Raw genomic sequence first — 12,526 nt, forward strand, 5'->3', positions numbered from 1 at the left:
CCATCGGTAATCTACTTCATAACCGTATCATGCTTAAATTGAGGAAGATAATCTGAATTTTCACGTAAAATGTCGTTCAAAATCGCTTTTGCACGTGTGATATCAGGAACCAATGGATTCGTTGCAAGTGCCATAAGTGCGTGGTTCGTATCACCGTGCACTGCAGCTTCTATAGCCAATTGCTCATACGCTTTCACTTGATGCAATAAACCGCTAATTTTCGGGGACAAGTCGCCCACAGCTAGAGGTTTCGCGCCCCAGCTTCCCACGACAGCACTGCACTCAATGACAGCATCATTCGGCAACGCTCTAATTGCACCATTATTTAGAACGTTGACCACGTGAATACTGTTTCGATTGTTATATATTGCATCAACAAGATTCAGCGATGCATCAGAATAATACGCACCACCACGCTCCTCGAGCTGTTTTGGTTTTTCCGCTAAGTTCTCATCTTGATAGAGTTCAAATAGCGCCCGTTCGGTTTCCATCACTTGCTCAGCTCTTGTGCCTTGATCTTTAGCGCTCTCTTTTTCTTCTGCAAGCATCGCATCTGTTTGATAGAAGTAACGATGATAAGGGCATGGAATTGCGCCTAATGCAGCAAGAAATTCGGGGTCCCACGGCTCTTCAAAGATGTTATTCATACTGAAGTTTGCACCGTCACCCACTTTTTGCAGTACCTTCTCAGTGATATCTTCGCCTTGCAACCACGCTTTGTTTACCCAAACTAGATGATTTAAGCCAGAGAACTCCAGTTGAAGTTCATCAGGCTGGCAGTCCATCATTTCTGCAATCATCATTTGCATAGACACTGGAACATTACATAAGCCGATACTTTTTACTTTGCTGTATTTGGCTATGGCTTCAGTAACAAGGCCTGCAGGGTTAGTAAAATTAAGCATCCACGCGTTAGGCGCTAGTTCTTCAATATCTTTGCAAATATCCAAAATAACAGGAATAGTTCGCAATGCTTTGGCAAAACCACCCGGCCCCGTTGTCTCTTGACCAATCACATCGTATTTCAGCGGGATACGTTCATCACTCGCTCTAGCGTATAAGCCCCCTACTCGAAACTGGGTCATGACAAAATCTGCGCCTTTGATTGCTTCGCGGCGGTCAAATCCAGCCTTTACTTCAATTTCAGCATTGGCTTTCGCAATCATTCTTTTTGATAAGGCTTCAATAATTTTAAGCTTCTCTTTACCGGATTCAATATCAACAAAATGAATCTCTTTAATAGGTAAATATTCGAGCCGCTTTAATACACCTTCAACCAACTCTGGAGTGTAGCTGCTACCACCACCAATAATGGCGAGTTTCAAAGATTTTTTTGCCATGGCTTTTACCCCTTATGTGAAATTTGCTTATGCAATGCAACCATTTCAGTCGCCATCTCTTGCGCCAAAATTGTGGTCATTAGATGATCTTGAGCGTGTACCATCACTAGGGTCATGGATACCTTCCCTTCCCCCTGATCTTCTTCAATTAACTGAGTTTGGGTTAAGTGCGCTTTGTTTAAACACTCCTTAGCTTGACTCAATGTTTGCTCAGCGCCATCAAAGTCTTTTTCTCTAGATTGGCGTAGCGCTTGATAACACAGACTTCTTGCTTCACCTGCATTACAGATAATTTCCATTACAACTAATTCTTGATCCACGTCTCTCTCCTTAAAATTTATAGGGGCTGCCCGCATCAACGCATTACTGCTATGAAAAAGAGAAACTCTTCCAATGATGATGGTTAGGCAGCCAATGGCCGTTTTTACGCTGTGACGCCAGAGCCAACCGGAGCCGAAGACTCCTTACTTTCTGATGCCGTCTCTTTCTCATCTTCTAAAATCTGTTTCTCAAACATTTTGAAAAATGGCAGATAAATAAATAGATCTAGAATCAGCAATCCAATGACCAATAGTACCGGTGAGAGTGTCCAACCTGACCCCCACGACGCACCAATAATTGCAGGTGTTGTCCAAGGTGTTGTTGCTACGCCCATGCCGACAAATCCTAAATGAACAGCAAAGTACGCAATGGTTGCATTAATAATTGGAGCAAAGACAAAAGGTAGGAACAAGATAGGGTTCATCACTATTGGGCTACCGAAAATCACAGGTTCATTGATTTGGAATAATCCAGGTACCGCACTCATTCGACCTATGCTTTTCAAGTGGGCTGAGCGGCTAAATGACATCAAGAGAACAAGCGCTAGTGTTGCGCCAGAGCCACCGATAAATATATAGAAGTCCCAGAAAGGTTGTGTGAAGATGTTCTCGACCGGTTGGTCATTAACGAAGGCATCAATGTTTGCACTAATATTGGTTAGGAAGATTGGTGATAACAAACCAACCACGATCGCTGCACCGTGAATACCCGCAAACCATAACAACTGACACACTAGTAGTGCACCAATAATGGCAGGAAGAGTATTTGAAGCGCTAATCAAGGGCTTAAACATTGCCATTACTGCGTCAGGGATGAGCATGTCAAATTGCAACTGCACAAAAAGACTTAATGGATACAATGTGACAAAGATAGCCAATACCGGTAGTAAAACTTCAAATGAACGCGCTATCGCTGGTGGAACCTGTTCAGGCATGCGAATCGTAATGTTGTGCTTTTTCATAAAGCGATATAGCTCTACAGAGAAAAATGCACACATTACTGCAGTGAAAATACCCGTCCCCCCCATATGAGACATAGCTAATGCCCCATCTTTTGCAGGGGCTGCAACCAATAAGAAACTCATTAATGACAACACAGCGCTTGTGATCCCATCCATCTTATAGGCTTTAGCTAAACTGTATGCCACACCAAGGGAAACAAATATCGTCATAATGCCCATCGACATATTAAACGGCATCATAATCACATCGAAGTTCTGTGTTGCGAAGTCTAGCCAAATTCGACCAAATGTATTTTGGGTGTCTTCTCCAAAAGGAGGGAAGGCAAATATTAATATAAAGCTCCCTACTATAATAAATGGCATTGCCACAATAAACCCATCACGCATTGCTCTTACGTGTGGCTGATTTCCTACCTTAGCGGCTAATGGCGCGATATGTTTTTCAACAAAACCTATTATCGCATCGTAAAGCTTCATAGCTTACATCCTTATATTTTATTTAAGACGAACGAGTCCGAACTATATTTGTTAATATAATGTCACTGTGCACGTGTTATTTGTTTTGTATTTAGTTAATTAAGCTCAGCGCCTGATTTAATACTTCATCGCCTTTCATCATTCCATAATCCTGAGCAGATATGGCTGCAATATTTTTCCCATGTTCAGCCGCTGTTTTACTCAATTCATCTAGCTGAAATCTTACTTGCGGCCCAAGCAGACATACATCGTAATCTGCAATTACATCTTCAAAAGCATTAACCGCCATCGCCTCAATTTCGCACTCTATTCCACGTTTCTCGGCAGCTTGCTCCATTTTCTTAACTAACATACTTGTAGACATCCCTGCACTACAACATAATAAAATCTTCTTCATTTTTCGCTCCCTATTGATCACTTATCAGCTTATACAAACTGTATCAAAATAAACCAACGCACAAAAGCGCAACCGGTTGCGTTAAGCGTGAACAATCTCTCACTTCTGTAATCGAATGATGTAAAAACCTTACAAATAAAATCTATCTATTCGTTTAAATGATCTAGCTCAATATAATTTGATGGTGGCGTTTGGAAATAGAAATGAGATATTAATTATCTATTACAGAGTGGACCTAGTTCTTTAGGATGAACTAGGCGTTATATTCTTGCTCAATATTCGCTATTTATTCAATAGTCCTAACATTTTTAATTTTCGATATATTGTGTTTCGGCTAACACCCAGTAAACGAGATGTTTTACTGACGTTCCCTTGGGTCGATTGAAATGTTTCAACGAGAGTATGCTCAAGTGTGGCCTTAAGATCTTTTGTCACAACCTCATCGTTTTTATATTTACTATCAACCTGTAGCCTCTGCTCCATTTGGCCCATCAAATGAGTTGGCAAGTGCTCGATTGATAGAGTGTCTTCATCACTCGCGAGTAAAGTGGTCACTTTAAGTAGATTATCGAGTTCTCTGATATTGCCTGTCCAATGGTGATTCAAAAGCATCTTCATTAGCGGTTCTGATATCGTTTGAGGGGCTTGCGTGTACTTTTTATGTATAGACATGATCAATGCCTTTTTGTCCTGCCTGTGACGTAATGCTGGCAGTGCTAGGGTTAAACCATTAATCCGATAATAGAGATCATGGCGAAAATCACCCTGTTCGACCAGTTGCTCCATATTCTTATGAGTAGCGGCTATAACCCGAATATCGACATGATGACTTTGTGTTGAACCGACAGGCACAACCACTTTCTCTTGAAGTACGTGCAGCAAACGACATTGAGCATCTAGGGGCATGTCAGCAATTTCATCTAAAAATAATATTCCTTTATCTGCTTGTCTGATTTTTCCTACAAAACCTTTACTGTTTGCACCAGTAAACGCACCTGAAACATGGCCAAACAGCTCGGATTCAATTAGGTCTTTTGGTAAAGCACCACAATTTACCGTAACAAGCGGCCCTCGACTGCGAGAACTACGTTTATGTAAAGATTTAACAAACTCACTTTTCCCGACGCCTGTTTCACCTAAAATCAATAGGCTAATATCCTTATCGATCACTTTAGTTGCCTGTTGCCAAACTTGCTCAATGTGAGTATCCCCATGATGTAAATCGCAAGATGCAGAGACCGTTCGCGTGCGCCGTTTAGAACTATTCAAACGTTGTTTTTCAAACACTAAGCCAGGGATTGGATGAGGAGAATCAAGCAAACTATCAAGCGAGTGCCCGATGACCGATTGCTGTGCTAAAAGCTGTAAAGCGACTTGATTATTAGCCACTACCTGTCCATTTTCATCTGCAATGATGATGCCTTGCCAGCCACTATTAAGCAGTGATTTCTCACACGCGAGATCAATTTTGATCGACCCCTTCGGGATATGACTGAGTAAATAGTTTTCGACTAACTGAACCATGTTTTGAACCAGTACCTGAGTCGATACATCATGCTCTTGTTGTTCACTTGTAATGTCTAAAACGCCAACCATATTACCGGTGTGATCAAATAGTGGGCTTGCTGAACAGCTAATAAACTGATGCTGTTTAATAAAATGCTGATCTCCAATTACTGAAATCGGCTTTGATTCGATAATGGCTGTTCCAATTGCATTAGTCCCTTTTAGGCGCTCTTGCCAGCACGCTCCACTTCCTAGAGCGATTGCCGTTAGCTTTTCTTTAAACCTTTGCTGGCCCCAACTCGCAATAATTACCCCTTCAGTATCCGTCAGTATCAGTCGGCTATCAGTACGAGCAAACATTTGATTGAAAAGTGGTAAAGCACGCTTCTCTACCACTTCGATAATGGTTTTTGTTTCTCGACGGCGCTCTTTCAACATAATAGATGATAAACGCGTATCTTCTGGTAAACGACGTTGTTTTAAACCCGCGTCGCTACTTCGGCTCCAAGAGGAGCTAAGCCAGCTCGGCATTTCGTTAATTTGAAGTCGCATACCCATCTATCCTTTTTTGCCTTAAATTGAGCGTTCAACTCAAATTTACCGTTTACCCAAATAATCAATCAAATCTAGGCACATCGTTTTCGCCATAAATACATGAGTATTCAAACGTTCATAACCATCTAAAATTCTTAACGATCTTAAAAAACTGTTCCAACTTAAAACAACCAAAGTGTTCCAATACTGAACAGTTGAACAAAACCACCGTTATGTATTTTCTTTCCAGCCAGTAATCTTATTTACGATTACTTTTTTGCAATCATAGTTTTACATTTATTTAACATCAAATATTTCATTGTTGGCGTGTGATTTGCGTTGACCTAAGGGAACAGAAAACTCGTTACTCGCGTGTTTTAAACACAAACCATGAACAACTTAGCGTTTAAAAGAAGGATCGAATTATGATTTACGCACAGCCTGGAAACCAAGGATCAGTCGTCAACTTTAACTCTCACTACAACAACTATATTGGTGGAGAGTGGGTTGCCCCTGTTGAAGGGCAGTATTTTGATAATAGCTCCCCTGTCAATGGTGAGAACTTTTGTAAAGTCGCTCGCTCAGGAGAAAAAGATATCAATCTCGCTTTAGACGCTGCACACGCTGCTCGCGCTACTTGGGCTGCAACAAGTGTTACCGAACGTTCGAATATACTGCTTAAAATTGCAGACCGAATTGAAGAGAACTTGGAAGAACTAGCCGTTGCTGAAACATGGGAAAATGGGAAACCAGTACGAGAAACACTGGCGGCTGATTTACCACTCATCGTCGATCATTTTCGTTATTTTTCTGGGTGTATTCGCGCCCAAGAAGGCAGTGCCGCTGAGCTTGATGTCAACACAGCCAGCTATCACTTTCCTGAACCTATCGGCGTGGTTGGGCAAATCATTCCGTGGAACTTCCCAATGTTAATGGCTGCTTGGAAGCTTGCACCTGCGCTTGCAGCAGGCTGTTGCGTGGTACTCAAACCTGCCGAGCAAACGCCTATTTCTATTTTGGTCCTTATGGAAAAAATTGGTGACTTAATTCCAGCTGGCGTCATTAACGTAGTTAACGGTTTTGGTAGTGAAGCAGGTCAGGCGCTTGCCACCAGTGATCGTATTGCCAAACTCGCGTTTACGGGCTCTACAGCAATCGGTCACCACATTCTTAAATGTGCCGCTGAAAGCTTGATTCCATCAACTGTTGAATTAGGTGGTAAATCTCCAAACATCTACTTCTCTGACATTTTTGATCATGAGGATAGCTACCTAGATAAGTGTATTGAAGGGATTCTATTGGGTTTCTTCAACCAAGGTGAGGTATGTACTTGTCCTTCGCGTGTTCTCATCCATGAGTCTGTTTATGACAAGTTCATTGCTAAGGTCGTTGATCGTGCTCAGACGATTAAGCAAGGCAACCCACTCGACACTGATACTCAAGTGGGGGCTCAAGCTTCAAAAGAGCAATTTGATAAGATTCTAAGCTACCTAGAGATCGGTAAACAGGAAGGGGCACAAGTTCTTGTAGGTGGTGAGGTGGCTAAGCAGCAAGACGACCTAGGCAATGGCTACTACATTCAGCCAACGTTACTTAAAGGCAACAACAAGATGCGAGTGTTCCAAGAAGAGATTTTTGGTCCTGTTATCGCCATTACGACGTTCAAAGATGAAGCTGAAGCGCTAGAGATAGCCAATGACACTGAATATGGCCTTGGAGCGGGTGTATGGACTCGAGACGCCAACCTAGCGTACAGAATGGGTCGTAATATTGAAGCTGGGCGTATCTGGGTGAACTGTTACCATGCCTACCCTGCTCATGCTGCCTTTGGTGGCTATAAAAAATCTGGCATCGGACGTGAAACACATAAGATGATGCTGGACCACTACCAAAATACTAAGAACCTGCTTATTAGCTATGATACGAACCCATTAGGTTTCTTCTAACCTTAAGATAACAAAAACGATAAAAGGGTTTCTTTCCCCAAAAAACAAAAATCCCCACTATTTCTAGTGGGGATTTTTTTAATCTATTTTCACGATATTAGCGTGATTATGATTCGCTGCTTGGAGTGCGACGACCATGACCACGTTCGCCACGGTGATTGCCACGATTGTCGCCACCACGGTTGCGGTCAAAACGACGTTCGCCATCACGGTTGCCACCTTCACGGTTTCCATCACGAGCACCGTCACGGTTGCCACGGTAACCGCCGCCATTGCTGTTGCCGCCAGTACCTGAACCAGCACCATCACGGCTACCACGTTGACCACGGTGACCTTCACCACCACGACCACGGTTGCCTTCACCACCACGGCCACCTTCACGGTTTCCACGGTAGCCATTGCCGCCGCCGTTTCCACGACGTTCGCCACCACGACCGCCACGAGACTCACGGAAGTCATCAAAGTCACACACTACTGCGCCAACTTCTTTTTGACGAATGCGTAGTTTGCTTAGCTTACCAGTCGTTTCAGAGTTCATTGCTTTTGGAAGCTGAACGTAAGTTTGGCCTTGAGCTAGTTTGATAGCACCGATAGAGCCTTTAACTAGACCTAGTTCGTTCGCTAGTGCGCCAACGATGTCTTTAACTTGAACGCCTTGGTCACGACCAACTTGTAGTTGGTATGTATCCCAATCTTGAGTGTTGAAGCTACGACCGCCTTCACGACCACCTTCACGAGGATTGTCACGACGCTCTTTACGACGAGCTTTGTCACGTTCAACAGCAGCGATCATTGGGTCAGCACCAACGTAGAATAATGGACGCTTACCTTGTTGACGCTTAAGAAGGATTGCCGCTAGCGTTGCTGCGTCAATTTCTAGAGTCTCTTGAAGCTTCTCTACAAGCTCAGCAAATTTCTCTACTGCTTTATGTTCTTTCTCTTCAGCTAGCTCAGCACCAAGCTTAACTAGACGAGCTTCAGCAACTTTATCACGCTCAGGCAGTTGAATTTCTGACATGGTTGATTTAGTTACACGTTCGATAGTGCGTAGCATGCGGATTTGGTTAGGGCGAACTAATAGAATCGCTTTACCTTTACGTCCAGCACGACCAGTACGACCGATACGGTGAATGTATGATTCAACATCGAATGGGATGTCGTAGTTAAATACGTGTGTAATACGCGGAACATCAAGACCACGAGCAACAACGTCAGTCGCTACTAGAATGTCGATAACACCTTGCTTGATGTTGTCTACAGTGCGCTCACGCTGTGATTGTGGGATGTCACCGTGTAGTGCAGCAGCTTTAAAGCCACGTGCTAGCAACCAATCAGCTAGACGCTCAGTATCTTGACGAGTACGAACGAATACGATTGATGCATCAGTTTCTTCAGTTTCAAGTAGACGAGACATTGCTTCGTCTTTCTCGATACCTTTAACAACCCAGTATTGTTGCTCTACTTTGTCAACCGTGTGGTTTTTACCAGCAACGTCAACGTGCTCTGGATTACGTAGGAAACGTTGTACAATGTTTCTTAGCATTGGAGGCATAGTTGCAGAGAACAGTACGCGTTGCGCTGTTTCTGGAGACTTTTCCATGATCCAAGTTACGTCATCAACAAAACCCATGTTCAGCATTTCATCTGCTTCATCAAGAACAAAAGTTTGAACTTCGTCTAGGTGTAGACGGTCACGGTTGATAAGGTCTTGAACACGGCCTGGAGTACCAACAACAATGTGCGTACCATTTTTAAGAGCACGCATTTGATCAACGATAGATGCACCACCGTAGATTTCTAATACTTTAAGGCCCTTGATGTTTTTACCAAGGTTCTTCACTTCTGCTGCTACTTGAATCGCTAGCTCACGTGTTGGTGCAAGAATGATTGCTTGTGGCTTGCGTTGGTCAAGGTTTAACTTGCTTAGCAGAGGAAGAGAGAATGCAGCTGTTTTACCAGTACCTGTTTGCGCTTTACCTAGCAAATCTCTACCGTCTAAAAGGTGAGGAATTGCTGCAGCTTGAATAGGAGTTGGTGAAACAAAGCCCATTCCGTCTAGTGCAGAAAGGGTAGCTTCGCTCAGTTTTAAATCAGTGAATTTTACTTGAACTTCTTGGTCTTTTACTTGGTCTTGGTCTTGCATGTGGATCCCACTATATTAATTATTAAAAGGTCCCACGAGCTCTACCAATTCCAAATCCAATCCAGTTTTGAGCTGATTCCATTCAGATGCAGATAAGCTTTAAAATGCATCAAGCCGCTAGGGACGACAACTTAAGGGACGCGGATTATTCACTAAACTCACAAAAAAATCCAGAAAAAATTGAAATACATCACAATTTTCTCTCATTTTAGGTCGCCACGGTCACATAAGCGTCACTTTATTGCTTTAACGTCTTTTAATTAACCAATTTGGGTTCGCCCCACGAGTCATGAAAGCAACTCTTTCTTATAGCCATACTCTCATTCAATGATTATAGTGTGCCCAATCAAACTCCTAAGAAGTGAAAAAATGCTCCAAGATAACCCACTACTCGCTCAACTAAAGCAGCAGATTCAAGAGAACCTTCCAAAAAAAGAAGGCACAATCAAATCAACAGACAAAGGCTACGGCTTTTTAGAAGTTGATAACAAGACTCGCTTTTTTATCCCACCGCCGTATATGAAGAAATGTTTACACGGTGACAAAGTAGTTGCGATTATCCGCACAGAAAAAGAGAAAGAAGTTGCTGAACCTCAAGAGCTCGTTGAGCAAGGGTTAACTCGCTTCATTGGTCGAGTAAAACTGTATAAAGGCAAACTGAATGTTACGCCTGATCACCCACAGTTAAAAAAGCAGTCGTTTAAAGCGAAAGTTAAGAAAGGTCTTAATCCAGAACATTTTGCGGAAGGCGACTGGGTTGTGGCTCATCTGATCCGTCACCCTCTTGCTGGAGAGAATGGCTTTTTTGTTGAAATTTCCAAAAAAATCACCGATGCCGACGACAAGATCGCTCCTTGGTGGGTAACGCTGGCTAAAAATGACTTACCTAATAGTGAGCCTGCTGGTATTGAAAATTGGGAACTTAAAGACGATGCCGATCTAGAACGTATCGACATGACTCACGTTCCTTTCGTCACTATTGATGGCGCGTCAACCAAAGATATGGATGATGCACTTTTTGCTAAAAAGAAAGAAAATGGCGATTTTGAACTCACCATTGCTATCGCTGACCCAACGGCTTACATCACACCTGATGACGAAATGGACAAAGTCGCGCGTGAGCGTGGTTTCACTATCTATATGCCTGGTCGTAACATTCCAATGCTACCACGCGATCTTGCCGATGAACTTTGTTCTCTGATTGAAAATGAACAGCGCCCTGCTCTTTGCTGTACTGTTACTGTTAATAAAGATGGCGTCATTGGCGAAGATATTAAGTTTTATGCTGCTAATATTAAATCTCATGCTCGTTTGGTCTACGACCACGTATCTGATTGGCTTGAGACGGGCCATAGCGACGCTTGGCAACCAAGTGATGAAATTGCAACGATCGTCCGCGACCTGTTTGAGTTTTCACAAGCTCGTGCAAATTGGCGTGCAACAAATGCCGTTGTATTCCCAGACCGACCAGACTACCGCTTTGAACTTAGCGAAACTAATGATGTAGTAGCAATTCATGCTGATTTACGTCGTAGTGCAAACCGTCTTGTTGAAGAGTCGATGATTACTGCAAATATTTGTGCGGGTAAAACGCTGCAAGCAAGCTTTAACACTGGTGTCTTTAATACCCATGCCGGTTTTAAACCTGAAAAAGTAGCCGACGTAATTAAACTCGTTAACCCTGAAGGTGAACTCCCATATTCAGTCGAAAGTGTTGAAACTTTGGAAGGCTTCTCGGCTCTACGCCGTTGGTTAGCCGAGCAAGACACGAGTTACTTAGATAACCGGATTCGCAAATCTCAAGCGTACAGTGAGATGGGTAACCAGCCCCTACCACACTACGCAATGGGGCTCGACATATACGCAACCTGGACCTCTCCAATCCGTAAATATGGCGATATGATTAACCACCGTATGCTTAAAGCTCACGTACTTGGTAAAGATCCTGTTCAAACACCAGATGAGACGGTTGGCGAAGAGATGGCACTTCACCGTAAGTATCATAAGATGGCTGAGCGCAATGTTGCTGACTGGCTATACGCTCGAACATTGATTGATGAGCCAAAGAAGGAAACCAAGTTCATTGGTGAGATCTTTGATATTAATCGAGCTGGTATGCGTATCCGTTTACTAGAAAATGGGGCGGCTGCGTTTATTCCTGGTTCGCTTATCGTTGATAATAAAGATCGCATTGAATGCAATTCTGAAAATGGCACATTATCTGTAGATAAAAACCTTGTGTACCGATTAGGTGACACGCTAGAGGTGGTTCTCGCGGAAGTTAACTTAGAAAATCGCAATATCGTTGCTAGGCCTACTCAAGACTTTCCTTTAGAGGTTGTTGAAGCAGAAACTAAAGAAGAGAGCAAATTAGAGAAGTAATTCAACGAGTCTCTTCTACATCCTCCGTTTTAGAGCAATCATATAGACCAAAGGCGCTTTAATAGCGCCTTTTTTATTACTCAATTTTATGTGTTGGCGCTACTGCCAAATATAGGACTTAGGATCCTTCTCTACTTCACGTGTCAGTGCTGTTAAATCCGAACTTTTAAATAGATACGGATACGGAATCCACAATTCACCATCTTCATTCGGAATCGTTAGCTCCCACGTTTCGTTTCCTGAATTCCACAATATTCGAGCTACGCAACTGGAGTAATCGCAGTGACTTGAATCTAACAAGTAGTGCTGCTTAATAAATTGAACCCCATTACCCATAGGTTCATAACCTGATTTACCTAGCTCAACAGGTAGACTTCGATTTCGATTTTGACAAACAGCTTGGGCACGAGTCTCTATCTGTTTTTGTAATAGATTGATTAAGCTCATTCAACCTCCCTAACCTCTTTTTATTATTTTAGCTCATAGCCATCAACTTTCGCCAATACCATAGTAGACATA

General features: G+C 42.8%; 9 protein-coding genes. 2 read left to right on the forward strand and 7 right to left on the reverse strand.

What is annotated here, in order from left to right:
• Window positions 1-11: 11 nt before the first annotated feature.
• The 5 genes from L4D20_RS05945 to L4D20_RS05965 all read right to left on the reverse strand — a co-directional run bounded on the left by L4D20_RS05945 (window position 12) and on the right by L4D20_RS05965 (window position 5,554).
• Complete coding sequence (locus L4D20_RS05945) at window positions 12-1,340, reverse strand: 6-phospho-beta-glucosidase (protein WP_428800615.1); 1,329 nt, start codon at window positions 1,338-1,340, stop codon at window positions 12-14.
• A gap of 5 nt (window positions 1,341-1,345) precedes the next feature.
• Window positions 1,346-1,660: a PTS lactose/cellobiose transporter subunit IIA gene (locus L4D20_RS05950; RefSeq protein ID WP_428800616.1), complete on the reverse strand. Its 315-nt coding sequence runs from the start codon at window positions 1,658-1,660 to the stop codon at window positions 1,346-1,348.
• A gap of 104 nt (window positions 1,661-1,764) precedes the next feature.
• Window positions 1,765-3,099, reverse strand: coding sequence for a PTS sugar transporter subunit IIC (locus L4D20_RS05955; RefSeq protein WP_428800617.1), 1,335 nt, complete (start codon window positions 3,097-3,099; stop codon window positions 1,765-1,767).
• Between the two features lie 91 nt (window positions 3,100-3,190).
• The gene (locus tag L4D20_RS05960; protein ID WP_428800618.1) at window positions 3,191-3,496 is read right to left on the reverse strand and encodes a PTS sugar transporter subunit IIB; all 306 of its coding nucleotides are present in this window, start codon (window positions 3,494-3,496) and stop codon (window positions 3,191-3,193) included.
• Between the two features lie 282 nt (window positions 3,497-3,778).
• On the reverse strand, window positions 3,779-5,554 hold the full coding sequence (locus tag L4D20_RS05965) for a sigma-54-dependent Fis family transcriptional regulator (RefSeq protein WP_428800619.1): 1,776 nt from the start codon (window positions 5,552-5,554) through the stop codon (window positions 3,779-3,781).
• Window positions 5,555-5,961: 407 nt separating this feature from the next.
• Here L4D20_RS05965 and exaC point away from each other — a divergent pair, with 407 nt between their 5' ends.
• The gene (exaC, locus tag L4D20_RS05970) at window positions 5,962-7,482 is read left to right on the forward strand and encodes an acetaldehyde dehydrogenase ExaC (protein WP_428800620.1); all 1,521 of its coding nucleotides are present in this window, start codon (window positions 5,962-5,964) and stop codon (window positions 7,480-7,482) included.
• 106 nt (window positions 7,483-7,588) lie between these two features.
• Here exaC and L4D20_RS05975 read toward each other — a convergent pair whose 3' ends face one another.
• Window positions 7,589-9,625, reverse strand: coding sequence for a DEAD/DEAH box helicase (locus L4D20_RS05975; protein ID WP_428800621.1), 2,037 nt, complete (start codon window positions 9,623-9,625; stop codon window positions 7,589-7,591).
• 369 nt (window positions 9,626-9,994) lie between these two features.
• On the opposite strand from L4D20_RS05975, the gene rnb reads away from it, so the two are divergent.
• Entirely contained in the window at window positions 9,995-12,007 is a 2,013-nt protein-coding gene (rnb, locus tag L4D20_RS05980) for an exoribonuclease II (protein WP_428800622.1), read from the forward strand.
• Window positions 12,008-12,106: 99 nt separating this feature from the next.
• Here the strand turns inward: rnb and L4D20_RS05985 are convergent, their stop codons facing one another.
• Complete coding sequence (locus L4D20_RS05985) at window positions 12,107-12,454, reverse strand: DUF3024 domain-containing protein (protein ID WP_428800623.1); 348 nt, start codon at window positions 12,452-12,454, stop codon at window positions 12,107-12,109.
• Between the last annotated feature and the right edge of the window lie 72 nt (window positions 12,455-12,526).

The sequence above is a fragment of the Vibrio kyushuensis genome (assembly GCF_050337325.1).
GTDB lineage: Bacteria > Pseudomonadota > Gammaproteobacteria > Enterobacterales > Vibrionaceae > Vibrio > Vibrio kyushuensis.